A 24243-nucleotide genomic window follows, 5' to 3' on the forward strand; every position below is an offset into this window, starting at 1 on the left:
ATTTAAATGGGAGTGAAGTTGATATTGAATATGATATATTTGAGAAGGTTTTTAATATTGTCGAATCTGGGTTGAATTAATAAAGAGTTGTGCTATTTAGATGGGCGTATAAGTTAAGGCAACCAGGTTATTTGGTAGAAATGTTATTACGGTGGGAGAGATCACATTATTTTCTTCTTGTGGGGAATGAAGAGAAGTATATGTGGCGAAGTAGGGGTTCCGTTCACCTCACGTTTTCTGCTTCTGTTACGCCTGAACCGGTGAACGTGCCAGGGTGGCTCAATCGCCACCACCCTGGCGACCCGGGCTCCCGGCAATTTTGTCTTCGGCTTATTCCCTTCGGCTATCGGGGCGGGCGTGATCCTTGCGCCTCGCCCCGGCCTGCGGTCAACGCCTCAGCGATTTTTATCCGGACACGATAGTCGCTGTAAGCTATTTATTTTGTTTGACTTTTTCATTGCTGTTTTTCGTTTTCGGGTTTTTGGTTTTGTAGGCCGGGTCAGGCGTAGCCGCCACCCGGCGGGGGGTGAGTTAACCGGTGATAATATGATTCTGGTTCACCAGCTCCTCGTAGGTGGTCTGCACGTTATCCAGCGTCACCAGCGTGGCCGGGGCAAAGCTGGTGCCTGCACCATCCCGGTCGAGCGTGATTGTCGTGCTGCCATCGCCGTTGCTGGTGAGATGGAGATAATCCCCCAGCGTGTTGCCATCGCCATTCCAGCCCACCAGCAGCTGGCTGATGTCGATTTTGTCGCCCTGCGCCAGCGAGAAGTTACCGACGTGCTCCCCGCCGTTATCGCTGAGCACGTTATAAATCAGCGTCTCGCCCGTGGTACTGGCACTCAGGGTGCTCACCAATGGCTCCTCGCTCTGGGCAAACGCCGCGGTTGCCGCTGATGCCGTCGGTGGGTTCGGGGCCAGCGGGTCGACGTTAATCGTCCAGGTCTCGGAGATCAGGCTGTGATTGCCGCGGCGGTCAACCGCATCGGCGGTCAGAGAGTGGAGCCCATCGGTCAGACTGGCGGAGACCTGGAACGACCAGTTACCTGCCGAATCCACCTCCGTAAAGCCGATCTGCATCTGCTCGCTGTAGACATAAATTTTGGTGCCGACCTCACCGGTGCCGGAGATGAGCGGCGTGCGGTCATCTGATAAGGTCCCGCTCACGATGGTGCCGATGGCGTCCGGAACGTTATCCACCACGTTGGTGATGATCGGTGTGGCCGGCGGGGTCGTGTCGTCGGCTTCTACCGTACCGGGCGCGCTGGTGTTGCCCGCTTTATCGGTAGCGGTAAGCGTCATGATCTCCCCGTTCAGTTTGGCGGTAGGCAGGGTGAAGGAGAAGCTACCCGATTCGCCGACAATCAGCTCGCCGAGTTTAGTGGTGCCTTCCATGACGACCACGGTGCTACCCACTTCCGCCGTGCCGGTGAGCGCCAGACCATTATCGGAGACATCCAGCCCTGCAGGCGGTGCCGGTGGCGTGGAGTCCAGGGCGGTGGCCTGCGCCGGCTGGCTCTGGTTCTGGGCGGTATCGAAGGCGTAGACCGTCAGCACCTCGCCGTTGAGCTGGTTCGGGGCGATATTGACGGTGAATTTACCGTCGGCACCCACGGTGCCGGTACCTATCTCCTGGCCCGTGGCGTCGCGTACCGAGATGCGGGCATCCACTTCCGCTTCACCGCTCACGCTGTCGCCCGTCGCGGCGACGGAGAGGGCTGTCGGTGCCGCTGGCGGGGCGATGTCCGGCACAGGCAGCGAAGAGGCTGGACCTTCGTTACCCGCCCGGTCAGTAGCCACGGCGCTCAGGGTTTCGCCATTGACCTGCGGAGTGGTCAGGGTCAGCGAAAATGCCCCATTGACGTCCGCGGTGGCCGTACCCAGGCTATCACCCAGGTCGTTGGTCACCGTAACCGTCGAGTTGGGCTCGGCGCTACCGGTGACGATGGTGCCAGTGGCATTGATGGCGAGGCCACTCGGCGCGGCGGGCGGCGTGCGGTCGACGGTAAATTCAAACGGCGCGGAAGAGGGGCTCAGATTGCCCGCAATATCCGTCTCCGTCAGGGTAAAGGTCTGTAGCCCTTCCGTCAGCGGCTCGGCAAGCTGGTAGCTCCAGGAGCCGTTGTCCGGAACGATGATCTCCGCCACCAGCAGATCGTTGTGGTAGAGGGTAATGGTGCTGCCGGGATCGCCCGTACCGCTCAGCACCGGCTGGTTGTCATCGGTAAAACCCCCGGAGGTGATGAACCCCTGGATGTTGCCTACCTCATCCATCACCTGCAGAACCGGCGCATTCGGGGCGACGGTATCGATGGTGAGGTTGAACGCGGGAGAGTCCGGGCTGGTATTGCCTGCCGGGTCGGTGGCGCTGGCGGTGATCTGATGCAAGCCGTTAGCGAGATCGGCGGTGGGGGTAAACGTCCAGCTACCGTCACTGTTCACTACCGTGCTGCCGATGTTCTTCCCGTTATCATACACCGTGATGGTCGAACCGGCCTCGCCGCTGCCGCTAAAGACCGGGCGCGGATCGTCGGTGGTCTGATCGCTGTTCAGCGCCCCGGTCAGGCTGCCGGCGTTGTCGTCAGCGATAATAATCATGGGCGCATCTGGCGGGGTGGTATCCGCGGCGGTAAGGCTGGTGGGCGGACTAACGTTGCCGGAGCTGTCGGCGGCTGTGGCCGTCAGCGTCTCGCCGTTGGTGTAGGGCACCCCCAGCTCGACGGTAAATTCACCATTGCCGTTGGCTTTGGCTTTGCCCACCACGTTACCGCTGGCATCGGTGATGGTTACCATGCTGTTGGCTTCGGCGCTGCCGAGCAGCTGGGTGTTACCGTTGGCGAAATGCAGGTTAGTGGGCGCGCCGGGCGGCGTGGTATCCTGCGCTACCGGACCCGGATCGATGCGATCGTCACCGCCCCCACCGCCGCCGCCCCCACCGCCTGCTGCCAGCGCAATGCCCCCCGCTGCGGCCACGCCACCCAGCACCCACGGCCAGATAGGAGTATCGCCCGATGAGCTACTGACGTTACCGGCAATCAACGCGTCGGTTGACGGGATCGACTGGTAACGCTCAACCGCCAGCGGATCTTCAATCCACCACAGCGCGCCGTTTTCATTCAGTACCAGCTGATGATCGTTGATGTAGTAGTTCTTCAGCGTCACGGTTTCGCCGTTGGTCATCCTGACCAGCAAATCGTTATTGCTGCGGGAATAACTGGCAATATCGCCCCTGCCTGCATCGAGCTTAACAACGGAATCCTCGCCCAGAATGATCTGGTTACCTTCTGCGACTGTTTGTTGATGCGTCAGTCTGGAGATAACAGTGAATTTACTCATTTGTATGACTCCCAACAGAGTGTAATGAATGCTGTGTGTAAAAATCGTTTTTCTTTCAGCAGAGTTTAAGCGTCCCGAAGGAGACACTATTTGTCAGAAATAATGTTCTGCTGTAATAGTTTTTCTGCGACTTTTTTGTTTTTTGCGCAGGCGTGATGATTGCCATCCCTGTTATTTATATTGCTGGCTTTTTATAAGTGCATTAAAGGATATAGTCATAAAGAACCAAAAGCGCAAATGACGAAGCGGTGAAATAAAGCATAGGCGCTTACTTAACCGCGTTGAAACCTAATAAACCAGTGGGCAATCGCCAGAATTATTGATTAAAATGTTGTATTTTATCTATTTTTATTCTGATGTGTCGGGTTTTGTTAGTGCGGATGATGAAGCGGAGATTGCGAGAGATCACAAGTTTCATCGCTGGATTAGCTTTTATATTTATTAAATTCGAGGGCGCGATAACACGCTATTTATTATATTTTCGCCACCGGCTAATAGAAGCGTTGCTGAATTTTTGAATAATACAAAGGTATGATTTTTTCTCGTCTGGATAACGCCTTCTACAAAACGCTCTACGACGTTTGTACTATTTTTTGCGCGTTTATTATTTTCTGAAAGGCAGTATAGAACAGGCGGGATTTTTTACCGGAGCAATTATTAATAAATATTATTGTATCAGGTCGAAATTTTACTGACGCCGCATCGCCTGGATCTCAATGGCAATGGCGATGCGATCGTCCACCACCAGCGCAAAGCGATCCATCTTGTACGCTGAACGGGAGATGGCGGTGGTGGCATGCAGCGCGATCGCCTCGTCCGGCAGACGATCGAGCGTGGCTTCGAGGATCACCGGACGACTGAGATCCCGGACGGTGAGAGTGCCGAACGCGCGGTAATGATCGTCCTTAACTTTCACCACCCGGGTGCTGGTAAAGGTGATCGTCGGGTAGCGGGCGGCGTCAAAAAACATATCGCTTTTCAACTGCCAGGTGAGCAGATTGTTGGAGGCCTGAAGTGTGGCGACCGGCACCGACACCCGGATGCGATCGTCATATTCATTGTCCGGGTTCAGCGTGACCGTCCCCGTCACCCCCTGGAGATGCGCCCAGGAGGGTATGCCGCCGAAGGCGCGCCACGACAGCCTGATGGCGGTCTTCTGCGTGTCGATGACATAGACGACGGGGGCGGCGTAAAGCGACGGGCAAGCGATCATGAAGACCAGCAGAAGAATGCGGCGCAGCATAGGGGGCTCTCCCATTCACAGGTTGCAAGTTAACGCATCAGCGCGCAGGCTTGTTTGGTGTAAGAGGGGTGTTGCCCTGCGTGAGAATAAGCGTAGAAACAGGGAAGCGCGTGAGCAAGGGGTTTCAGAAGAGTGTTAAATATGCGTTTGTAGCGGGTTCACAGTTTGAGAAAGTTTCAGGTGAGCGTCGCGATAACGCCGGGGCCATTTGGGTCTACCTCGCCATATAAGTGAATGTCTGCGTTGACGTTATCCTCTGGCACCTGCGTAACCCATCGCACCTGGCACCAACGCCTGTGTTATGATAAAGAACTCCTTAACTCAACTTCTTATGATGTAGCGTCTATGACTCTTTCCAGCGAAAAACAGACAGAAATCTCCTCTGAAACCATTGGGCGGACATTGCGTCGTCGCCCGCTGGCGCGCAAAAAATTGTCCGAGATGGTGGAAGAAGAGCTGGAGCAGATGATCCGTCGCCGTGAGTTTGCCGAAGGTGAACAGCTGCCCTCTGAACGTGAGCTGATGGCCTTTTTTAATGTCGGGCGACCTTCAGTGCGCGAGGCGCTGGCGGCACTCAAACGCAAAGGGCTGGTGCAGATCCAGAACGGCGAGCGCGCCCGTATTTCGCGCCCCTCTGCGGACACCATCATTAGCGAACTCTCCGGTATGGCAAAAGATTTCCTCGCCCATCCGGGTGGGATCGCTCATTTTGAGCAGCTGCGCCTGTTCTTTGAGTCCAGCCTGGTGCGCCATGCTGCACAGCATGCCAGCGATGAGCAGATTGCCCTGCTGGAAAAAGCCCTGACGTTGAACAGCCAGTCGCTGGATGACAATGCGCTGTTTATTCGCTCCGACGTGGAATTTCACCGCGTGCTGGCGGAGATCCCCAACAACCCGATCTTTTTGGCGATCCACGTGGCGCTGATCGACTGGCTGATTGCCGCGCGCCCCACGGTACCGGAGCAGGCGCTGCACGAGCATAATAACACCAGCTATCAACAACATATCGCCATCTTTAACGCTATCCGCAGCCACGATCCCGATGCGGCTGAAGAGGCATTACAGGCCCACCTCACCAGCGTTTTCGCCACCTGGCACGCCTTCGAGCAGGGCAAAAAACGCCGCAAATAATCGCCTCGATGATTTAGTGAACTCGATCGCGTTCTGCGCATTTCGATCGCGCTGTTTTTAATGTGTCTGGTATAACAGGTATAAAGGTCTACCATTATCGCGTCATCACATTACATTCGAGGTATCTATGTCCGTCACGCTTAAAGGGGTTATGCCCGCACTGCTTACACCGTTCGATCGCAACCAGCAGCTGGATACGCAAAGCTTGCGCCAGCTGGTACGGTTCAACATTGCCCAGGGCATCGATGGCCTCTATGTTGGGGGATCTACCGGCGAAGCCTTCGTGCAGAACAGCGCCGAACGTCAGGAAGTGCTTGAGATCGTTGCTGAAGAAGCAAAAGGCAAAGTCACCCTGATCGCCCATGTCGGCACCGTCAGCACCCACGAGAGCCAGCAGTTGGCCCAGGCGGCCAGCCGTTATGGCTATGACGCCGTCTCTGCGGTCACGCCCTTCTACTATCCGTTCAGCTTTGAAGAGCATTTCGATCACTATCGGGAAATTATTGATTCAGCAGATGGGTTGCCGATGGTGGTCTACAACATCCCGGCCCTGAGCGGGGTCAAACTCTCTCTGGATCAGATCAATACGCTGGTGACCTTACCCGGCGTGGGCGCGCTGAAGCAGACCTCCGGCGATCTCTATCAGATGGAGCAGATCCGCCGGGCACACCCGGATCTGGTGCTGTACAACGGTTACGATGAGATTTTCGCCTCCGGCCTGCTGGCGGGTGCGGATGGTGGCATCGGCAGCACCTATAACATCATGGGCTGGCGCTATCAGGGGATCGTCAGGGCGCTAAAGGAGGGGGATATCGCCACCGCCAAAGCGTTGCAGGTCAAGTGTAATGAAGTGATCGACCTGCTGGTCAACGTGGGCGTATTCCGCGGCCTGAAAACGGTGCTGCACTATATGGACGTGATTGATGTTCCGCTGTGCCGCAAGCCGTTTGCCCCTGTCGATGAACAGTATCTCCCCGCGCTACGGGCATTAGCGCAGCGGCTCCAGCAAGAAAAAGAGCAACGTTAAGACAACGCCGGATGCCGGGCATACCCGGCATTACTAAAGCTGTATCCTGCAAAACAGCGTATGGGTTTACCCATTGCGGAGACTGACATGAATACAATGACTCAAAATGTCCCGTGGTATCGTTGCCTCAACCGTCAGCAGTGGCGCGCGTTTTCTGCCGCCTGGGTCGGTTATGTTCTTGATGGTTTTGATTTTGTCCTCATCGCTCTTGTTTTAACCGATATAAAAACCGAATTCGGCCTGACCACCCTTCATGCCGCGAGCCTGATCTCCGCCGCCTTTATCTCCCGCTGGTTTGGCGGTCTGGTGCTGGGCGCAATGGGGGATCGCTACGGTCGCCGTCTGGCGATGGTGAGCAGCATTATCCTCTTTTCCGTCGGGACGCTGGCGTGCGGCCTGGCCCAGGGCTATACCACCATGTTCATCGCCCGTCTGGTGATCGGCATGGGGATGGCGGGGGAGTATGGCTCCAGCGCCACCTATGTGATTGAAAGCTGGCCCAAACACCTGCGTAACAAAGCCAGTGGTTTCCTGATCTCGGGCTTCTCCGTCGGCGCGGTGGTGGCGGCTCAGGTCTATAGCCTGGTGGTGCCGGAGTGGGGCTGGCGGGCGCTCTTCTTCATCGGCATTTTGCCGATCGTTTTTGCCCTCTGGCTGAGAAAAAATATTCCGGAAGCCGAAGACTGGAAAGAGAAGCAGCAGAGTAATGCGCCCGTGAAAACCATGGTCGATATTCTCTATCGCGGTGAACATCGGGTTATCAATATTATGATGACCCTGGTGGCCGCCGTCTCGCTGTGGTTCTGCTTCGCAGGCCAGCTGGAGAGCGCGGCGATTGTGGCCTTGCTCGGCCTGCTGTGCGCGGGGATCTTCATTAGCTTTATGGTGCAAAGCAACGGCAAGCGCTGGCCGACCGGCGTCACCCTGATGGTGGTGGTGCTGTTTGCCTTCTTATACTCCTGGCCGATTCAGGCGCTGTTGCCTACCTGGCTGAAAACCGATCTGGCTTACGATCCCGCCACCGTTGCTCAGGTGCTGTTTTTCAGCGGCTTTGGTGCGGCGGCAGGCTGCTGCGCCGGGGGCTTCCTTGGCGACTGGTTGGGCACGCGCAAAGCCTATGTCTGTAGCCTGCTCGCCTCGCAGCTGCTGATCATTCCGGTATTTACCCTTGGCGGCAGCAGCGTCTGGGTGCTGGGCCTGCTGCTCTTCTTCCAGCAGATGCTTGGACAGGGCATCTCAGGGATCCTGCCTAAACTGATCGGAGGCTATTTTGATACCGAACAGCGCGCGGCCGGGCTCGGGTTTACCTACAACGTCGGCGCGCTCGGCGGTGCACTGGCCCCGGTTCTGGGGGCGTTTATCGCTCAACGTCTCGATCTGGGCACCGCGCTCTGCTCGCTCTCGTTTGGTCTGACGTTCGTCGTCATTTTGCTGATTGGTTTTGATATGCCGTCCCGCGTTCAGCGCTGGCTGCATCCTGAAGCCCTGCGTACCCACGATGCCATCGACGGCAAACCGTTCAGCGGCGCCATTGTGGCCGGCAAAAGGGCGAGCCAGCTTGCCAAACACTAAGGCTGAATTTTTAACGGAGGAGTTATGTCGTTCCTTGATGAACTGGATGCAAACATAAAAGCCCGGGGCGGGCTGATCGTCTCGTGTCAGCCGGTACCACAAAGCCCGCTGGATAAGCCGTTGATCGTCGCGGCGATGGCGCTGGCGGCGGAGCAGGCGGGTGCCGTGGCGCTGCGTATCGAAGGTATTGAAAACCTGCGGGCGGTGCGTGCCGTGGTAAGCGTGCCGGTTATTGGCATTATTAAACGCGATCTGCCCGATACCCCGGTGCGTATTACGCCCTGGCTGGAGGATGTGGATGCGCTGGCTGAGGCAGGCGCCAGCATTATTGCGTTTGACGGCACACAGCGCACGCGGCCTGTGCCGGTTGAGGCCCTGCTGGCGCGCATCCGGCACCATCAGCTGATCGCGATGGCAGACTGCGCCTCGCAGGAGGAGGGGCTGTATTGCCATCAATTGGGGGTTGAACTGATTGGCACCACGCTGTCGGGATATACCTCAGACGTTACGCCCGTCGAGCCGGACCTGGCGCTGGTTTCAACCCTGAGTCAGGCCGGGTGCCGGGTGGTGGCCGAAGGGCGCTACAACTCACCGGAGCTGGCCGCGCAGGCTATGAAGCACGGGGCATGGGCCGTGACGGTAGGCTCTGCCATCACCCGCCTGGAGCATATCTGTCAGTGGTATCGGGACGCCTTACAGGACGCGACAAAATGATCACGCTGGCTATTGATATTGGCGGGACCAAACTCGCCGCGGCGCTGGTCGACCGCGAGCTGAGGATTATTGAACGCAGGGAGATCCCCACCCCTGCCAGCAAAACGCCGGATGCGCTGGAAGCGGCGCTGTGCGAGCTGGTCACCCCGCTATACCGCCGGGCGCAGCAGTTCGCTATCGCCTCGACAGGGATTATCCAGCAAGGGGTACTCACCTCCATTAACCCGGCAAATCTGGGCGGGCTGGCGCATTTTCCGCTGGTGAAATCGGTCTCGGCTATAACCGGGCTCCCCGGCGTGGCGCTAAACGATGCCCAGGCCGCGGCGCTGGCGGAGTATCAACACATGCCAGATGCCGTGCGCGATATGGTCTTTATCACCGTTTCGACCGGCGTAGGGGGCGGGATGATCCATAACGGCAGCCTGGTGACCGGCTCCGGTGGGTTGGCCGGACACTGCGGCCACACTCAGGCCGACCCGAACGGACCGCGCTGCGGCTGCGGGCGGATCGGCTGTGTGGAAGCGATCGCCTCAGGCCGGGGTATCGCCGCGGCGGCAGAAGGGGAGCTTTGCGGGCTGGATGCGAAAGCCATCTTTGCCCGCGCCGCAGAGGGACATGCCCAGGCGGGGAGATTGATTGCGCGTTCCGCCCGGACGCTGGCGCGGCTCATTGCGGATATAAAAGCGCTGACCGACTGTCAACGGGTGGTCATTGGCGGCAGCATTGGCCTGGCCGACGGCTATCTCACGCAGGTACAGCATCACCTTGCGCAGGAGCCCGCTGTTTATCAGACCGAACTCTGCTCAGCCCGCCATCGCGGCGACGCGGGGCTGCTGGGTGCTGCATTATGGGCAAAAGGAGCGTGGCAATGATTGTGGGTGATATCAACCGTCTGCAGGCTGCCGGTCTGTCGACGGTGTTCTGTCAGGCGATCGACCAGGCCCTGAGCGCGGGGCTAGCGCAGCTGGCGCCGGGTAGCTATCCGCTGCAGGGCGAGAAGATGTTCGTCAACGTGATGCAGTTTGAGACCCAGCGCGCTGAGCAAAAACGTGCCGAGCTGCACCGCAACTATATCGATATCCAGATCCTGCTGGAGGGAGAAGAGCACATTTATTACGGACTGGCGGGAAGCGCCCGGGCCTGCGATGCGTGGCACGAGGAGGAGGATTATCAGCTCTGTGACCGCATCGGGAATGAACAGTGCCTGACGTTGAAGCCGGGGATGTTTGCCATTTTTATGCCGGGCGAACCCCATAAGCCGGGCTGTTTTACCGCGAAGCCCGGTATGCTTAAAAAAGCGGTGATTAAACTGCATCATCGCGCGCTGACTGACCTTCATAACAGGCTTTAACTCTTCCTACACTCATCTGACGCCCGCAGACAGCGGTTTGCGGTGCGGACAGAGGATATTCAGCAACATGCGTCATTCTCATGGCCCGTCAGGCGTGCTCCGCAATCTTCAAGCCGGGCCATTTTCATCTCCCGAGTACAAGTCTTATCGTCGCGAGGCTATTTTTCCCGCCACAGCTACGCTTTACCATCACATTATTGCGACACACACGATAAACGACGGAGAGATTATGAAAGCCATTGCCATTACCCGTTCTGCCCCTGACAACATCGCGTTCCTGCAGGATATCGAATTGCCGCAGCCGCAAGCGACAGGACACGATCTGCTGATTGAAGTGAAAGCCATCTCCGTAAACCCGGTGGATACCAAGGTCCGCGCCGGTTTTACCGGCGATACGCCGCGTGTTCTCGGCTGGGATGCCGTGGGCGTTGTGGCGGCGGTGGGCGAGGCGGTAACGCTTTTCGCGCCCGGGGATGAAGTCTGGTATGCCGGTGCGCTGGGACGGCCTGGCAGCAACAGCGAGTTTCAGCTGGTGGATGAGCGCATTGTCGCCCTGAAGCCCAAAACCCTGGATAACGCATCCGCTGCCGCAATGCCGTTAACCGCTATCACCGCATGGGAGATGTTGTTCGATCGCCTGGGCATTCAGGAGCAGGGTAATGAAAGCGACACGCTGCTGATCGTCGGCGCGGCGGGCGGAGTGGGGTCGATTCTGGTGCAGCTGGCGCGCAAGCTGACGAAAATGACTGTAGTAGGTACGGCCTCACGCCCGGAAAGCCAGCAGTGGGTGCGGGAAGCGGGGGCGCATCACGTTATCGATCACAGCAAGCCGCTGTCGGAAGAATTAGCCGCCGCGGGTATCAAAGAGGTGACCCACGTCGCCAGCCTGACCCATACCGCAGCGCACTATGATGAGATTATTAAGGCGCTAGCGCCGCAGGGCAAACTGGCGCTGATCGACGATCCCGATACGCTCGACGCCCGTCCGCTGAAAGCAAAAAGCATCTCCCTGCACTGGGAGTTTATGTTCACCCGCTCTATGTTTGAGACCGCCGATATGATTGCCCAGCACCAGATGCTGACCCGCGTGGCAAATCTGATTGACGAGCAGGTGCTTACCACGACGCTGGGTGAGCATTACGGGGCGATTACGGCGGCGAATGTGCAGAAGGCCCATGCGCAGCTCGAGACCGGGCGTGCGGTCGGGAAGATTGTACTGGAGGGGTTCTGAGATGGCCACCTCTGACATCATCTCGCTTATAGCGGTTCTGAAGGCGAAGCCCGGCAAACGTGACGCGCTGAAGACGGCCTTACAGGCGCTGCTGCTGCCGACCCGTCAGGAGCCGGGCAACGTTGAGTATCAGCTGTTTCAGCTGCGCGATACGCCGGACATGTTTTACGTCCGGGAAGCCTGGCGAGGCCAGAAGGCACTAGAGGCTCACATTGCGCTGCCCCATTTCCAGGCCTTTATCCTGCAGATGGATGAGTTGCTGGCGGAGCCGCTGCGGCTGGATTACCTGACGGCGGTAGAGGCTTAAGGATTCTGTTGAGGGACGCAGGGAAGGTTAGAGTACTGGAATAGAGGGACGGTAGAAACAAAAAAGCCCGCATTGCGGGCTTTCAGGACTTTGTATCAGGCTCTGGTGACCGTTAACAAAGAATTTTGGTGGAGCTGGCGGGAGTTGAACCCGCGTCCGAAATTTCTACATCCTCGGTACTACATGCTTAGTCAGTCTTTACATTCGCTGGCCAGCTGCGGACGGACACGCCACTGACAAACTAGCCTGATTAGTTTTAACGCTTCAACCCCAGGCAGGGCCTCCACGCGATCTCTTTTGGGTTTGACCTCTCTTTGATCCCCGTCTTAAGAGCGGAAGCTAGGGAGAGAGGGCTCTTAGCAGGTTATTAAGCTGCTAAAGCGTAGTTTTCGTCGTTTGCGACTATTTTTTTGCGGCTTTTTACGAGGCAAACCGCCCCTCGGCATGCACCTTGGGTTTCGCAAATCCCGTCGAATCCAGAATCAGCCCCAATAGTGTTACAGCAAGTATACCAGAATTTGCAGACCGGTTACCACCCCGGAACGCTAACTTATTGAATCGCTCAATAAGTATCCGGAAATTAACGGCCTGCGTGCTTCATGATGCGCGCTTTATCGACCTGCCACTCGCGATCTTTCACATCGTTACGCTTGTCGTGCTGCTTCTTACCTTTCGCCACGCCGATTTTCACTTTGCACCAGGCGTTCTTCCAGTACAGCGACAGGGCGAGCACGGTGTAACCTTCGCGGTTGATACGCCCGAAGAGCGAATCCAGCTCACGTTTGTTCAGCAGCAGCTTACGGGTGCGGGTCGGATCGCAAACATAGTGAGAAGAGGCGACCGTCAGCGGCTGAAAGTTCGCGCCAAACAGAAAGGCTTCGCCATCCTTAAAGATCACGTAGCTGTCACCGATGTTGGCTTTACCCGCGCGCAGCGATTTAACTTCCCAGCCCTGCAGCGCAAGGCCAGCTTCGAATTCTTCTTCGATGAAATACTCGTGGCGGGCACGCTTGTTGAGCGCAATGGTTGCCGAGCCAGGTTTATGTGCTTTTTTCTTCGTCATAAGTGTCGTAAAGCCGTAGGTAATCTGATGTCAAAAAGTCACCTCATTGCGTCCTGTGAGGTCTAACGCGCTATATTAGCATGAGATAAGGCTCAGCGTTTTTTTAACAGGTGATAAATGTTATTATTTGTTGGTTGTTTGATCAGGAAAAATGTTATGCCTCAGATTAGTCGTACTGCGCTTGTCCCTTACAGTGTGGAACAGATGTACCAGTTAGTGAATGACGTACAGTCATATCCGCAGTTTATCCCGGGGTGCACCGGGAGCCGCGTGCTGGAGTCAGGCCCGACGCAAATGACGGCGGCAGTGGATGTCTCCAAGGCCGGGATCAGCAAAACCTTCACTACCCGTAACACGCTGACCAATAACCAGAGTATTCTGATGCATCTGGTGGATGGTCCTTTCAAAAAACTGATGGGTGGATGGAAGTTCGTTCCGCTGAGTGCCGATGCCTGCCGGATCGAATTCCATCTTGACTTCGAGTTTACCAACGCCCTGATTGAGCTGGCGTTTGGCCGCATATTTAAAGAGCTGGCGGCCAATATGGTTCAGGCGTTCACCGTGCGCGCCAAAGAGGTCTACAGTGCAGCCTGAGATCGTGGTGGAAGTGGCTTACGCGTTGCCGGAAAAGCAGTATCTACAGCGCGTTACGCTGGAAGAGGGCGCGACCGTTGAAGAAGCGATCCATGCTTCTGGCCTGCTGACCTTGCGAAGCGATATCGATCTGGCGAAAAACAAAGTCGGTATTTACAGCCGTCCGGTGAAGCTAAGCGATACTCTGAAAGATGGCGATCGGGTCGAGATTTACCGTCCGCTGATTGCCGATCCGAAGGAGCTACGCCGTCAGCGTGCGGAGAAAGCGGCTAAATAAGCGGGGTTTCCCGGCGGCGCTGCGCTTTCCGGGTTTACAGGCAGCGAGAGAAAACAAAAAAGGTGCTCAGTGAGCACCTTTTGCATTTCTGAAACCTTACTCGTCGGTGAGCGCTGGTTTGTTGTCGATATTGGTCAGAACGCCGCTGCTGTTGAAAGTCAGCGTCAGGGTCTGCTGCGACACGTTTTCGTGGCCCGGTTGCTGGCGGAAGACGTAGAACCAGGTGTTAGTGCCGAATGGATCGGACATCATCGGTGTGCCCAGGGCATAAGCGACCTGCTGTTGCGTCATGCCGACGCGAATTTTAGACACATCGTTAGGTGCGAGATAGTTCCCCTGGTTGATGTCAGGGCGGTAAACCACTTTTTCCAGCGTGGAGCAGCCTGCGGTCATCATCAGAAGAACCGCTGCGGCAGCGGTCAGCGTTTTACAGCGCATAGTGATTTGATTCCTTTTCGGGCCCGGGCAATACGCGACGGCTCATATGTAATATGCCGATGATAATAGACCTTTCACCACATTAAAACCTCTGGCGGCCGGTCTGTCGGCGTTTTTATTGTTCTGTATGACCCTGAGATACCGAAAAAGTTTACGCAGCCAGCAGTTCTTTCGCATTCGCCAGCGTATTGCGGGTGACTTCACTGCCACCCAGCAGACGCGCCAGCTCCTGCAGACGGGCGCGTTTGTCCAGCGGCTGCATATGCGTTTCCGTCATCTCGCCATCGGTCTCTTTGCTGACAAAGAAGTGATGGTGGCCACAGCCAGCAACCTGCGGCAGGTGGGTCACACACATTACCTGGGTGGACTCGCCAAGCTGACGCAGCAGTTTGCCCACGACCGCCGCGGTCGGGCCGCTGATACCAACGTCCACTTCATCGAAGATCAGCGCCGGGGTTTCCATTTTCTTCGCGGTGATCACCTGAATCGCCAGGGCAATACGCGACAGCTCACCGCCCGACGCGACCCGGGAGATAGGCTGCAGCGGTTGCCCCGGGTTGGTGGTGACCCGGAATTCAATGCGGTCTGCGCCTTCAGCCGTCAGGTGGTTGGCTTCGAACTTGACATCAACGGTGAAGACGCCGTGGGGCATCGACAGCAGATGCATGCTCTCGGTGATGTGCTGGCTCAACTCCTGAGCATAGCGCTGACGCACGTTGTGCAGCTGCGTCGCCGTTTCCAGAGCCTGCTTATGATGGACGCTGACGGCCAGAGAGAGGGTCTCCAGCGAGTCGGCCTGATCGTCGAGCTGATTCTGCTCATCAAGCAGGGACTGGTGAAAATTGGGCAACTCTTCAGGTGAAACGTGGTGCTTGCGCGCAAGGGAGATCTGACGCGAAATACGCTGTTCCAGTTCAAACAGGCGGTTAGGGTCCAGATCCAGTCGCTCACAGTAATGGCGCAGCTCGTCACTCGCTTCGGAGATCTGAATCGCCGCCTCTTCCAGCATATCGAGCATGCCGGAGACTTTACTGTCCATACCGGCCAGTTCGGTCACGAGCTGGCGTGCGGCATACAGCTGGCTTTGCAGATTCACATCTTCGCCATCGGCCAGCAAATTCAGCGCCTGCTGGCTGGTGGAGAGCAGCTGACCGCTGTTGGCCAGGCGCTTGTACTCTTCGTCAATCTGCTCAAACTCGCCCGCCTGGGGGCTGAATTCGTTTAACTCTTTCAGCTGATAGGCCAGCAGTTCGGCGCGGGCCGCACGCTCCTGGCTCTGCTGTTGATGCAGCGCCAGTTCGCGGCAGCTTTGATGCCACTGACGATAGTGAGCAGCCATCAGCTGCATCAGCGCAGATTCACCGGCGTAGCCGTCGAGCAGCGACTTCTGCTGTTCAGGTTTGATAAGCTGCTGATGGGCATGCTGGCCGTGGATCTGGATTAACAGCTGGCCCAGCTCGCGCAGCTGGGAGAGCGGCACCGCGGTACCGTTGATAAAGCCACGGGAGCGGCCATCACTGTTGAGAACACGGCGAAGTAAGCACTCACGTCCGTCTTCAAGCTGGTTTTCTTCAAGCCAGCGCAGCGCGGCGGGAGTGTCCTTGAGGGAAAAACGGGCGCACAGATCGGCGCGGCTGGCACCAGCGCGCACCATGCTGCCATCAGCACGACCGCCAAGGCAGAGCCCCAGCGCGTCAATCGCAATAGATTTACCGGCCCCGGTCTCGCCGGTGATAGCCGTCATACCGCTGTTGAAATCAATTTCGAGCTCACGCACGATGGCGAAGTTGCTGATGGTCAGTTGTGCCAGCATAAACGTTTTCCTGTATGAAAAACCATGACTGTGTTTGTGTACAGTATAATCTGGTTTTTTATACAGTAAAGTGCTGGATGCTATTTCAGAACAATTTTTTCGACCAGCCGAGCTTGGAGCTTAATGTGTTGAAATAGCTGTAGTCTTTAGGGTGAATAAGATTCAGGTGATAATCGCAGCGGCGGATCAGCACATCTTCACCTTCCTGAATAGGTAGCGCGATTTGGCTGTCGCAGCTGATCTCCAGGTCGTTGCGGCGGTGGGAAAAGCGCAGACGAATGGTGCTGCTGCTGTTAATCACCAGCGGGCGGGCTGAAAGGGTATGCGGGAACATCGGCACCAGGGTGATGGCATCCAGCGAAGGCGTCAGGATCGGGCCGCCCGCCGAGAGCGAGTAGGCTGTCGAGCCGGTCGGCGTCGATATGATCAGCCCATCGGAGCGCTGCGAGAAGGCAAAGATTTCGTCGATATAGACTTCAAACTCAATCATATGCGCCACCTTGCCCGGGTGCAGCACCACTTCGTTGATAGCGGTACTGATTCGCTTCTGGCAATCCTGCTGGCAGACCTGCGCCTCCAGTAAAAAGCGTTTTTCAGTGATGTAGTGGCCTTCCAGCACGTCGGCGAGCTGCTGCTGGGCATTATCCGGGTCGAGGTCGGTCAAAAAGCCCAGGTTGCCACGGTTGATGCCAATGACTTTAATATCGTAACGGGCGAGGGTACGGGCGGCGCCCAGCATATTGCCGTCGCCACCGACCACCACGGCCAGGTCGGCCTGCTGTCCAATTTCCGCCAGCGTGCCGGTTTTAACGTTTTTTAACTGCAGTTCCTGAGCAATTTGCTGTTCCACAATCACGTCATAATTTTTGGCGCACAGCCAGCGATAGAGCATTTCATGTGTCGTCAACGCAGTAGGGTGACGTGGATGACCGACAATTCCAATACACTTGAAATGGTTGCTCATTTTCTGAAGGTCCTTGTGCGAATGAATGATGACAATGTGGCTTGTTCCCTTGAATCCCGGAAACTGATCCCCATAATAAGCGAAGTTAGCGAGTTGAATGCAGAAAAACGCGGAGAAATTCATGAGTAGTAAAGAACAGAAAACGCCTGAGGGGCAAGCCCCGGAAGAAATTATCACGGAGCAGCACGAAGAGGTTGAGGCTGTAGAGGCTGAGGCTGGTGCTGAGCAGGTGGATCCGCGCGATGAAAAAATTGCGAATCTGGAAGCGCAGTTAGCTGAGGCCCAGAACCGCGAGCGCGATGGCATCCTGCGTATCAAAGCAGAAATGGAAAACCTGCGTCGCCGTACCGAGCTGGACGTTGAAAAAGCGCATAAATTTGCGCTGGAAAAATTCGTCAACGAACTGCTGCCGGTTATCGACAGCCTGGATCGCGCGCTGGAAGTAGCGGATAAAGCGAACCCGGATATGGCACCGATGGTTGAAGGGATTGAGCTGACGCTGAAATCCATGCTCGACGTAGTGAGGAAGTTCGGTGTGGAAGTGGTTGCCGATACCAACGTGCCGATGGATCCGAACGTGCATCAGGCCATTGCGATGGTGGAATCTGAGGACGTGGCTGCCGGCAACGTGCTGATGGTGATGCAGAAAGGCTATACCCTGAACGGTCGTACCATTCGCGCGGCGATGGTCTCCGTGGCGAAAGCAAAGGCGTAACTTGCCTCCCGTAGTGCCGGGTGGCGGCGTCGCCTCACCCGGCCTACAACATCTTACTCCGCGACGCTCTCCCGCAACGGTTTAACCGGCACGACTTTAACCTGCTTAATCATATTGTCCTGCACGTCCAGGATATCAATATCGTACTGACCAATCCGCACCCGCGTGCCTGCAGCCGGGATCTCCTCCAGCGCTTCCAGAATCATGCCGTTGATGGTTCGGGCTTCCTCTTCCGGCATCTGCCAGTTAAAGGCTTTATTGAGTTCACGGACGTTCGCGCTACCGTCAATCAGCACCGAGCCATCGTTTTGCGGCGTAACCTCTTCGGCAAGGGTAGGGGACATGGAGGTGGTGAAGTCGCCAACAATCTCCTCCAGAATATCTTCCACCGTCACCAGGCCCTGAATATCGCCATACTCATCGACTACCAGACCCACTTTCTTTTTATTGCGCTGGAATTTAATCAGCTGGGTGCTGAGAGGAGTACCTTCCGGGATGTAGTAAATTTCATCCGCCGCACGCAGCATCACCTCTTTGGTAAACTCTTTTTTCTCGGTCATCAGACGATACGCTTCACGCACGCGCAGCATGCTGATGGTGTCGTCCAGCGAATCACGGTACAGCACGATGCGGCCATGCGGGGAGTGGGTCAGCTGGCGGACAATCGCTTTCCAGTCGTCGTTAATGTCGATACCGACGATCTCATTGCGCGGCACCATGATGTCGTCCACGCTCACCTTCTCCAGATCCAGCACCGACAGCAGCATATCCTGATTGCGGCGGGAGATTTGCGAGCGTGACTCATGCACGATGGTGCGCAGTTCATCCTTGCTCAGCGCGCTGCTGACCACCCCATCCGCTTTGATACCAATCAGGCGCATCAGGATCCGGGTCACACCATTTAACAGCCAGACCAGCGGCATCATCAGAACGAGCATAGGCGACAGCAGGAAGCTGCTGGGATAGGCGACCTTCTCGGGATAGAGGGCTGCGATGGTCTTCGGTAACACTTCGGCAAAGACCAGCACCACAAAGGTCAGCACCCCGGTGGCGATAGCGACCCCGGCGTTGCCGTAGAGACGCATGCCGACAATGGTGCCCAGCGCGGAGGCGAGAATGTTGACCAGGTTATTGCCGATAAGCACCAGGCTTATCAGGCGATCTGGCTTACGCAGCAGTTTTTCTACACGGCGAGCGGCACGGTTACCCTGTTTGGCGCGATGACGTAACCGGTAACGGTTGAGCGTCATCATCCCGGTCTCCGAGCCGGAGAAATAGGCGGAGATAACCACCATGACGATCAGGGTAACGATCAGCGTGGTAGTGGAGATGTGTTCCAGGGGGAACTCCTTTGTTACTTAGCTGGCAAATTGCTGGATGACGCGGCTACCAAAATAGGCAAGGGTCAGGAGGCCTGCACCCGCCACGTTGAACCAGACCACGCGGCGACCGCGCCAGCCTTCATGATAATGGCCCCATAACAGGACAATATAGACAAACCACGCGATGATGGAGAGCACGGCCTTGTCGATATTCTCCATGCTGAAGAGATTATGCATATAAAACAGGCCAGTGCTCAGGGTGAGCGTCAGCAATACTACGCCAACCTGGGTGATGTGGAACATCTTACGCTCAATGGTCATCAGCGGCGGCATCTCGTTGCTGAAGACCAGCTTTTTATTTTTGAGCTGGTAGTCAATCCAGGCCAGCTGGAGCGCGTACAGCGCGGCAATAATCAGCGTGGCATAAGAGAACAGCGACAGGCCAATATGCACCATCATGCCCGGGGTGGTCTCAAGGTGAGTAATAAACTCGTTCGGCATGAAGGTGGCAAAGGCCAGATTGATCAGCGCAAAGGCGTAGACAATGGGCAGCAGCAGCCAGCCGCGGTTTTTCGACGCCACGATAGTCATCACCGTACAGATCATCAGGCTGACCAGCGAGCCGACGTTAAGCAGGCTCAGGTTCTGCCCGCTACCGTCGCCCGGCAAAATGCGCGCTTCGAGCGCAAAAGCGTGGCTTATCAACGCGATGACCGCCGACAAAATAGCCATTCGCCGCCAGCCGCTGTTTTTTTGTAACAGGCCAGGAATGATCAGCGCAAGGCTGACAGAGTACGCGACGAGGGCGATCAAAGCGAAAACAGGCATATAGGTGTCGACAGTTGTCCTGATAAGAAAGAGATGCAGTATAACGTTACGTGAGGCGTGCTCCAACCGTTGCATAACAACAAAGGCGCCTTCATGTTATACTCCGGCAAAATTCTGTGTACGTGTCGCGCCAGCGACCTAACGTTTCTACCCCAGGCGAGAGACAATGTTTGATAATTTAACCGATCGTTTGTCGCGCACGCTGCGCAACATCAGCGGCCGTGGACGCCTTACCGAAGACAATATTAAAGAGACGCTGCGCGAAGTGCGTATGGCGCTGCTCGAAGCAGACGTCGCGCTGCCTGTCGTCCGTGATTTCATCAACCGTGTAAAAGAGAAAGCGGTTGGCCATGAAGTGAATAAGAGCCTGACCCCGGGTCAGGAGTTCGTCAAAATTGTGCGTAACGAACTGGTTGCGGCGATGGGCGAAGAGAACCAGAGCCTGAACCTGGCGGCGCAACCGCCGGCGGTCGTGCTAATGGCGGGTCTGCAGGGTGCGGGTAAAACCACCAGCGTCGGTAAGCTGGGTAAATTCCTGCGCGAGAAGCACAAGAAGAAAGTGCTGGTCGTCTCTGCCGACGTTTATCGCCCGGCGGCGATCAAACAGCTGGAAACCCTGGCCGAACAGGTTGGCGTGGAGTTCTTCCCGTCCGATGTCGGACAGAAACCGATCGATATCGTGAACGCGGCGCTGAAAGAGGCGAAGCTGAAGTTCTTTGACGTGCTGCTGGTGGATACCGCCGGTCGTCTGCACGTTGACGAAGCGATGATGGACGAGATTAAACAGGTGCATGCCGCGATCAACCCGGTAGAAACCCTGTTTGTCGTCGATGCCATGACCGGTCAGGATGCGGCCAATACCGCAAAAGCCTTCAACGAAGCGCTGCCGTTAACCGGCGTGGTGCTGACCAAAGTGGACGGCGACGCCCGCGGCGGTGCGGCGCTCTCTATTCGTCATATCACCGGCAAGCCAATCAAGTTCCTCGGCGTCGGCGAAAAGACCGAAGCGCTGGAGCCGTTCCACCCGGACCGTATTGCCTCCCGTATCCTCGGCATGGGCGACGTGCTGTCGCTGATCGAAGATATCGAGAGCAAGGTTGACCGTGCCCAGGCCGAGAAGCTGGCCTCCAAGCTGAAAAAAGGCGACGGCTTCGATCTGACCGACTTCCTGGAGCAGCTGCGCCAGATGAAAAACATGGGCGGTATGGCGAGCCTGATGGGCAAGCTGCCGGGCATGGGGCAAATTCCGGATAACGTAAAAGCGCAGATGGACGACAAGGTCCTGGTGCGTATGGAGGCGATTATCAACTCCATGACGCTGAAAGAGCGCGCGAAGCCGGAAATCATCAAAGGCTCCCGTAAACGCCGTATCGCGGCGGGTTGTGGGATGCAGGTCCAGGACGTGAACCGTCTTCTGAAGCAGTTCGACGACATGCAGCGCATGATGAAGAAGATGAAGAAGGGCGGCATGGCCAAGATGATGCGCGGCATGAAAGGCATGATGCCCCCAGGATTCCCGGGTAGATAATATCGGGCTACCTTATTTGCCATTTTGACGCCGGGGTGTGCTCGCTATCCTCACGTACGCAAAGTACGCTCCGGTAGCTGCGCGCACGCCGACGCCAAACTGGCTGCACCGGTTACGCCCTGGCCTTGTGCAGTAAAAAACAGATGCTGATTGCATTTTCCCCAGAAATCAGTAAAATTTTCGGGCTTTTAATATGACACCGGGCTCCTTCCCTCGATGGGGCCCGGTGTTTTATTCACACAAGAGGATGTTATGGTAACTATTCGTTTAGCACGTCACGGCGCGAAAAAGCGTCCGTTCTACCAGGTTGTTGTCACCGACAGCCGTAATGCACGCAACGGTCGCTTCATCGAGCGTGTTGGTTTCTTCAACCCACTGGCCGCTGGCGCAGAAGAAGAAACCCGTCTGGATCTGGATCGTATCGCTCACTGGGTTGGCCAGGGCGCTACTGTTTCCGATCGCGTTGCTACGCTGATCAAAGCAGCAAACAAAGCAGCTTAATCTGTCACGGTGGTCATGATGAGCAAAAAAGCACCTGTTGAACCGATTGTATTGGGCAAAATGGGTTCTTGCTACGGTATCCGTGGTTGGCTCAGAGTGTTTTCCTCCACCGAAGACGCCGAAAGCATTTTTGACTATCAGCCCTGGTTTATCCAGAAGGCCGGTAAGTGGGAAGAGGTCGAGCTGGAAAGCTGGCGTCACCACAATCAGGACATCATCATCAAGCTGAAAGGCGTTGACGATCGTGATGCCGCGAATGCGCTGACTAATTGTGAAATTGTCGTCGATTCGTCGCAGTTGCCACAGCTGGAAGAGGGTGACTACTACTGGAAAGACCTTATGGGTTGCCAGGTAGTCACGACTGAAGGTTACGGTCTGGGGAAAGTCATCGATATGATGGAAACCGGATCCAATGACGTTCTCGTCATTAAGGCAAACCTGAAAGATGCGTTTGGTATCAAGGAGCGGCTGGTTCCGTTCCTCGATGGGCAGGTTATCAAGAAAGTCGATCTCGCTACTCGTACTATCGAAGTAGATTGGGATCCTGGTTTTTAAATTCTCCTGAAAACGGTAAAAGACGGCGCTATGTGGATTGGCATTATTAGCCTGTTTCCTGAAATGTTCCGCGCGATTACTGATTACGGGGTAACTGGCCGGGCAGTAAAAAATGGCCTGCTGAGCATCGAAAGCTGGAGTCCACGTGACTTCACGCATGACCGGCACCGTACCGTGGACGATCGTCCTTACGGCGGCGGACCGGGGATGCTCATGATGGTTCAACCCTTGCGGGATGCCATCGCAGCAGCAAAAGCCGCGGCAGGTGAAGGCGCAAAGGTGATTTATCTGTCACCTCAGGGACGCAAGCTTGATCAAGCGGGCGTCAGCGAACTGGCAACGAATCAGAAACTGATTCTGGTGTGTGGTCGCTACGAAGGGATAGATGAGCGCGTAATTCAAACCGAGATTGACGAAGAATGGTCTATCGGCGATTACGTTCTCAGCGGTGGTGAGTTACCGGCAATGACGCTGATTGACTCGGTTTCCCGGTTTATTCCGGGGGTTCTGGGCCATGAAGCTTCAGCAACAGAAGACTCTTTTGCTGATGGATTGCTGGACTGTCCACACTATACCCGTCCTGAAGTGTTAGAAGGGATGGAGGTACCGCCAGTATTACTGTCGGGAAACCATGCCGAGATTCGTCGCTGGCGCCTGAAGCAGTCGCTGGGCCGTACCTGGCTTAGAAGACCTGAACTTCTGGAAAACCTGGCTCTGACTGAAGAGCAAGCAAAGTTGCTGGCCGAGTTCAAAACTGAACACGCGCACCAGCAGCAGAAACATGATGGGATGGCCTGAGGCCCCCAAATATCAGTTTACCCAGGATAAGAGATTAAATTATGAGCAACATTATTAAGCAACTTGAACAAGAGCAGATGAAGCAGGACGTACCTTCCTTCCGTCCGGGTGATACCGTGGAAGTGAAAGTATGGGTTGTTGAAGGTTCCAAAAAACGTCTGCAGGCATTTGAGGGCGTGGTTATCGCTATCCGTAACCGCGGTCTGCACTCTGCATTCACTGTTCGTAAAATTTCCAACGGCGAAGGCGTTGAGCGTGTCTTCCAGACTCACTCTCCGGTAGTTGACAGCATTGCTGTTAAACGTCGTGGTGCTGTACGTAAAGCTAAACTGTACTACCTGCGTGAGCGTACTGGTAAGTCTGCTCGTATTAAAGAGCGTCTGAACTAAGATTCGCTTGTGCGACATCCTGTAAAAAGGGCTGGCCGAATGGCCGGCCCTTTTTTTATCTCTCTGTGCCCTGCGCATTAACTTCTTCGTCATAAATCGTTTACAATGCCCCTGCTCTAACGGAGGGTAAGTGACGACTCAACAGCATCAGACAAAATGGCAACGTATCGCGGCAGGTCTCGCGTTATTTGCGATCCTGATGATCGTCTTTGCGCCGCTGGTCTCTGTCTCGTTGCAAAAAGATCCCATGAGCGCGATGCCCGGCATGCACCATGACATGAGCATGATGGCAGAGCACCATGCCCCGCCCGAAAGCATGCCGGTTGACCATGCCGAAGCCTGCGGTTACTGCGTACTGTTGGCCCACGTGCCGGGTGTGATTCTGGCGCTGGTGATGCTGCTGTGCGCGGTATTACTCAGGCAGCGCCTGACGCCGCCGCGCCCCTCTGTTCGCCACTGGCACTTCTTCCCCTGGCTCTGCCCCGATACCCGCGCACCGCCGCACCTGTCTGCTTATTCCATTTAAATAAAACGTACACCCTGGTG

General features: G+C 56.1%; 25 protein-coding genes and 1 other RNA gene. 17 read left to right on the forward strand and 9 right to left on the reverse strand.

Annotated features, from left to right (window positions below; all coding sequences use genetic code 11):
• Nucleotides 1-531: 531 nt before the first annotated feature.
• Together ACT3IC_RS14855 and ACT3IC_RS14860 are read right to left on the reverse strand one after the other, a co-directional pair.
• Nucleotides 532-3336 (reverse strand): Ig-like domain-containing protein, encoded by a 2805-nt coding sequence (locus tag ACT3IC_RS14855; protein WP_473477994.1) that lies wholly within the window; start codon nt 3334-3336, stop codon nt 532-534.
• Between the two features lie 688 nt (nt 3337-4024).
• Entirely contained in the window at nt 4025-4579 is a 555-nt protein-coding gene (locus ACT3IC_RS14860; RefSeq protein WP_103180804.1) for a YceI family protein, read from the reverse strand.
• A 345-nt stretch (nt 4580-4924) separates the two neighbouring features.
• Here ACT3IC_RS14860 and nanR point away from each other — a divergent pair, with 345 nt between their 5' ends.
• The 8 genes from nanR to ACT3IC_RS14900 all read left to right on the forward strand — a co-directional run bounded on the left by nanR (nt 4925) and on the right by ACT3IC_RS14900 (nt 11912).
• Nucleotides 4925-5710 carry a transcriptional regulator NanR gene (gene nanR, locus ACT3IC_RS14865; protein ID WP_103180803.1) on the forward strand — a complete coding sequence of 262 codons (786 nt, stop codon included), beginning with the start codon at nt 4925-4927 and terminating at the stop codon, nt 5708-5710.
• 127 nt (nt 5711-5837) lie between these two features.
• A complete protein-coding gene (gene nanA, locus ACT3IC_RS14870) occupies nt 5838-6737 on the forward strand; it encodes an N-acetylneuraminate lyase (protein ID WP_103180802.1) in 900 nt (299 codons plus the stop codon).
• Between the two features lie 87 nt (nt 6738-6824).
• Complete coding sequence (locus tag ACT3IC_RS14875) at nt 6825-8309, forward strand: MFS transporter (protein WP_156655119.1); 1485 nt, start codon at nt 6825-6827, stop codon at nt 8307-8309.
• Between the two features lie 24 nt (nt 8310-8333).
• Nucleotides 8334-9023, forward strand: a complete 690-nt coding sequence (locus tag ACT3IC_RS14880; RefSeq protein WP_156655118.1) for an N-acetylmannosamine-6-phosphate 2-epimerase — start codon at nt 8334-8336, stop codon at nt 9021-9023.
• Nucleotides 9020-9895: an N-acetylmannosamine kinase gene (gene nanK / locus ACT3IC_RS14885; RefSeq protein ID WP_103180799.1), complete on the forward strand. Its 876-nt coding sequence runs from the start codon at nt 9020-9022 to the stop codon at nt 9893-9895. Before ACT3IC_RS14880 ends, nanK begins: the two co-directional genes overlap by 4 nt.
• The gene (gene nanQ / locus ACT3IC_RS14890) at nt 9892-10374 is read left to right on the forward strand and encodes an N-acetylneuraminate anomerase (RefSeq protein WP_103180798.1); all 483 of its coding nucleotides are present in this window, start codon (nt 9892-9894) and stop codon (nt 10372-10374) included. Before nanK ends, nanQ begins: the two co-directional genes overlap by 4 nt.
• A 229-nt stretch (nt 10375-10603) precedes the next feature.
• A complete protein-coding gene (locus ACT3IC_RS14895) occupies nt 10604-11605 on the forward strand; it encodes a zinc-binding alcohol dehydrogenase family protein (RefSeq protein WP_473477998.1) in 1002 nt (333 codons plus the stop codon).
• A 16-nt stretch (nt 11606-11621) separates the two neighbouring features.
• Entirely contained in the window at nt 11622-11912 is a 291-nt protein-coding gene (locus ACT3IC_RS14900) for a putative quinol monooxygenase (RefSeq protein WP_201304751.1), read from the forward strand.
• A gap of 126 nt (nt 11913-12038) precedes the next feature.
• On the opposite strand, the gene ssrA is transcribed toward ACT3IC_RS14900, so the two are convergent.
• Both ssrA and smpB read right to left on the reverse strand, forming a co-directional pair.
• Nucleotides 12039-12402: a transfer-messenger RNA gene (ssrA, locus tag ACT3IC_RS14905) on the reverse strand.
• Nucleotides 12403-12492: 90 nt separating this feature from the next.
• Nucleotides 12493-12975 (reverse strand): SsrA-binding protein SmpB, encoded by a 483-nt coding sequence (gene smpB, locus ACT3IC_RS14910; RefSeq protein ID WP_103180795.1) that lies wholly within the window; start codon nt 12973-12975, stop codon nt 12493-12495.
• A gap of 156 nt (nt 12976-13131) precedes the next feature.
• On the opposite strand from smpB, the gene ACT3IC_RS14915 reads away from it, so the two are divergent.
• Both ACT3IC_RS14915 and ACT3IC_RS14920 read left to right on the forward strand, forming a co-directional pair.
• Nucleotides 13132-13569 carry a type II toxin-antitoxin system RatA family toxin gene (locus ACT3IC_RS14915; protein ID WP_197080107.1) on the forward strand — a complete coding sequence of 146 codons (438 nt, stop codon included), beginning with the start codon at nt 13132-13134 and terminating at the stop codon, nt 13567-13569.
• Nucleotides 13559-13846, forward strand: coding sequence for an RnfH family protein (locus ACT3IC_RS14920; protein ID WP_103180793.1), 288 nt, complete (start codon nt 13559-13561; stop codon nt 13844-13846). The genes ACT3IC_RS14915 and ACT3IC_RS14920 overlap by 11 nt, the downstream gene beginning before the upstream one ends.
• Nucleotides 13847-13942: 96 nt before the next feature.
• Here the strand turns inward: ACT3IC_RS14920 and bamE are convergent, their stop codons facing one another.
• From bamE to nadK, 3 genes are all read right to left on the reverse strand, one after another.
• Nucleotides 13943-14284: an outer membrane protein assembly factor BamE gene (bamE, locus tag ACT3IC_RS14925; protein ID WP_114317035.1), complete on the reverse strand. Its 342-nt coding sequence runs from the start codon at nt 14282-14284 to the stop codon at nt 13943-13945.
• Between the two features lie 151 nt (nt 14285-14435).
• Nucleotides 14436-16097, reverse strand: coding sequence for a DNA repair protein RecN (gene recN / locus ACT3IC_RS14930; RefSeq protein WP_263950327.1), 1662 nt, complete (start codon nt 16095-16097; stop codon nt 14436-14438).
• An 85-nt stretch (nt 16098-16182) separates the two neighbouring features.
• Nucleotides 16183-17061 (reverse strand): NAD(+) kinase, encoded by an 879-nt coding sequence (gene nadK / locus ACT3IC_RS14935; RefSeq protein WP_103180790.1) that lies wholly within the window; start codon nt 17059-17061, stop codon nt 16183-16185.
• A 121-nt stretch (nt 17062-17182) separates the two neighbouring features.
• Between nadK and grpE the strand changes: the two genes are divergently transcribed.
• Nucleotides 17183-17776: a nucleotide exchange factor GrpE gene (gene grpE / locus ACT3IC_RS14940; RefSeq protein ID WP_139156362.1), complete on the forward strand. Its 594-nt coding sequence runs from the start codon at nt 17183-17185 to the stop codon at nt 17774-17776.
• 53 nt (nt 17777-17829) lie between these two features.
• Here grpE and ACT3IC_RS14945 read toward each other — a convergent pair whose 3' ends face one another.
• Both ACT3IC_RS14945 and ACT3IC_RS14950 read right to left on the reverse strand, forming a co-directional pair.
• Nucleotides 17830-19116 (reverse strand): HlyC/CorC family transporter, encoded by a 1287-nt coding sequence (locus ACT3IC_RS14945; protein ID WP_156655048.1) that lies wholly within the window; start codon nt 19114-19116, stop codon nt 17830-17832.
• 18 nt (nt 19117-19134) lie between these two features.
• On the reverse strand, nt 19135-19926 hold the full coding sequence (locus ACT3IC_RS14950; protein WP_103822531.1) for a cytochrome C assembly family protein: 792 nt from the start codon (nt 19924-19926) through the stop codon (nt 19135-19137).
• 166 nt (nt 19927-20092) lie between these two features.
• On the opposite strand from ACT3IC_RS14950, the gene ffh reads away from it, so the two are divergent.
• From ffh to ACT3IC_RS14980, 6 genes are all read left to right on the forward strand, one after another.
• A complete protein-coding gene (gene ffh / locus ACT3IC_RS14955) occupies nt 20093-21454 on the forward strand; it encodes a signal recognition particle protein (protein ID WP_103180786.1) in 1362 nt (453 codons plus the stop codon).
• 252 nt (nt 21455-21706) lie between these two features.
• On the forward strand, nt 21707-21955 hold the full coding sequence (gene rpsP / locus ACT3IC_RS14960) for a 30S ribosomal protein S16 (RefSeq protein ID WP_003863133.1): 249 nt from the start codon (nt 21707-21709) through the stop codon (nt 21953-21955).
• 15 nt (nt 21956-21970) lie between these two features.
• Entirely contained in the window at nt 21971-22510 is a 540-nt protein-coding gene (gene rimM / locus ACT3IC_RS14965; protein ID WP_301564410.1) for a ribosome maturation factor RimM, read from the forward strand.
• 30 nt (nt 22511-22540) lie between these two features.
• Nucleotides 22541-23308, forward strand: coding sequence for a tRNA (guanosine(37)-N1)-methyltransferase TrmD (gene trmD / locus ACT3IC_RS14970; protein WP_103180784.1), 768 nt, complete (start codon nt 22541-22543; stop codon nt 23306-23308).
• A gap of 41 nt (nt 23309-23349) precedes the next feature.
• Complete coding sequence (gene rplS, locus ACT3IC_RS14975; protein WP_002914145.1) at nt 23350-23697, forward strand: 50S ribosomal protein L19; 348 nt, start codon at nt 23350-23352, stop codon at nt 23695-23697.
• 130 nt (nt 23698-23827) lie between these two features.
• Entirely contained in the window at nt 23828-24223 is a 396-nt protein-coding gene (locus ACT3IC_RS14980; protein WP_255410827.1) for a DUF2946 domain-containing protein, read from the forward strand.
• Nucleotides 24224-24243 lie beyond the last annotated feature (20 nt).

The organism is Leclercia sp. GHBNCSD (assembly GCF_055805075.1).

Excerpts from the sequence above, each read along its gene's own strand:
- nanA (WP_103180802.1), top strand. The coding sequence starts at position 5,838 with ATGTCCGTCACGCTTAAAGGGGTTATGCCCGCACTGCTTACACCGTTC.
- ffh (WP_103180786.1), top strand. The coding sequence starts at position 20,093 with ATGTTTGATAATTTAACCGATCGTTTGTCGCGCACGCTGCGCAACATC.
- ACT3IC_RS14950 (WP_103822531.1), bottom strand. The coding sequence starts at position 19,926 with ATGCCTGTTTTCGCTTTGATCGCCCTCGTCGCGTACTCTGTCAGCCTT.
- ACT3IC_RS14895 (WP_473477998.1), top strand. The coding sequence starts at position 10,604 with ATGAAAGCCATTGCCATTACCCGTTCTGCCCCTGACAACATCGCGTTC.
- rplS (WP_002914145.1), top strand. The coding sequence starts at position 23,350 with ATGAGCAACATTATTAAGCAACTTGAACAAGAGCAGATGAAGCAGGAC.
- ACT3IC_RS14860 (WP_103180804.1), bottom strand. The coding sequence starts at position 4,579 with ATGCTGCGCCGCATTCTTCTGCTGGTCTTCATGATCGCTTGCCCGTCG.
- nanQ (WP_103180798.1), top strand. The coding sequence starts at position 9,892 with ATGATTGTGGGTGATATCAACCGTCTGCAGGCTGCCGGTCTGTCGACG.
- recN (WP_263950327.1), bottom strand. The coding sequence starts at position 16,097 with ATGCTGGCACAACTGACCATCAGCAACTTCGCCATCGTGCGTGAGCTC.
- ACT3IC_RS14875 (WP_156655119.1), top strand. The coding sequence starts at position 6,825 with ATGAATACAATGACTCAAAATGTCCCGTGGTATCGTTGCCTCAACCGT.
- grpE (WP_139156362.1), top strand. The coding sequence starts at position 17,183 with ATGAGTAGTAAAGAACAGAAAACGCCTGAGGGGCAAGCCCCGGAAGAA.
- smpB (WP_103180795.1), bottom strand. The coding sequence starts at position 12,975 with ATGACGAAGAAAAAAGCACATAAACCTGGCTCGGCAACCATTGCGCTC.
- nanR (WP_103180803.1), top strand. The coding sequence starts at position 4,925 with ATGACTCTTTCCAGCGAAAAACAGACAGAAATCTCCTCTGAAACCATT.
- nadK (WP_103180790.1), bottom strand. The coding sequence starts at position 17,061 with ATGAGCAACCATTTCAAGTGTATTGGAATTGTCGGTCATCCACGTCAC.
- trmD (WP_103180784.1), top strand. The coding sequence starts at position 22,541 with ATGTGGATTGGCATTATTAGCCTGTTTCCTGAAATGTTCCGCGCGATT.
- ACT3IC_RS14915 (WP_197080107.1), top strand. The coding sequence starts at position 13,132 with ATGCCTCAGATTAGTCGTACTGCGCTTGTCCCTTACAGTGTGGAACAG.
- ACT3IC_RS14855 (WP_473477994.1), bottom strand. The coding sequence starts at position 3,336 with ATGAGTAAATTCACTGTTATCTCCAGACTGACGCATCAACAAACAGTC.
- nanK (WP_103180799.1), top strand. The coding sequence starts at position 9,020 with ATGATCACGCTGGCTATTGATATTGGCGGGACCAAACTCGCCGCGGCG.
- rimM (WP_301564410.1), top strand. The coding sequence starts at position 21,971 with ATGATGAGCAAAAAAGCACCTGTTGAACCGATTGTATTGGGCAAAATG.
- rpsP (WP_003863133.1), top strand. The coding sequence starts at position 21,707 with ATGGTAACTATTCGTTTAGCACGTCACGGCGCGAAAAAGCGTCCGTTC.
- ACT3IC_RS14880 (WP_156655118.1), top strand. The coding sequence starts at position 8,334 with ATGTCGTTCCTTGATGAACTGGATGCAAACATAAAAGCCCGGGGCGGG.
- bamE (WP_114317035.1), bottom strand. The coding sequence starts at position 14,284 with ATGCGCTGTAAAACGCTGACCGCTGCCGCAGCGGTTCTTCTGATGATG.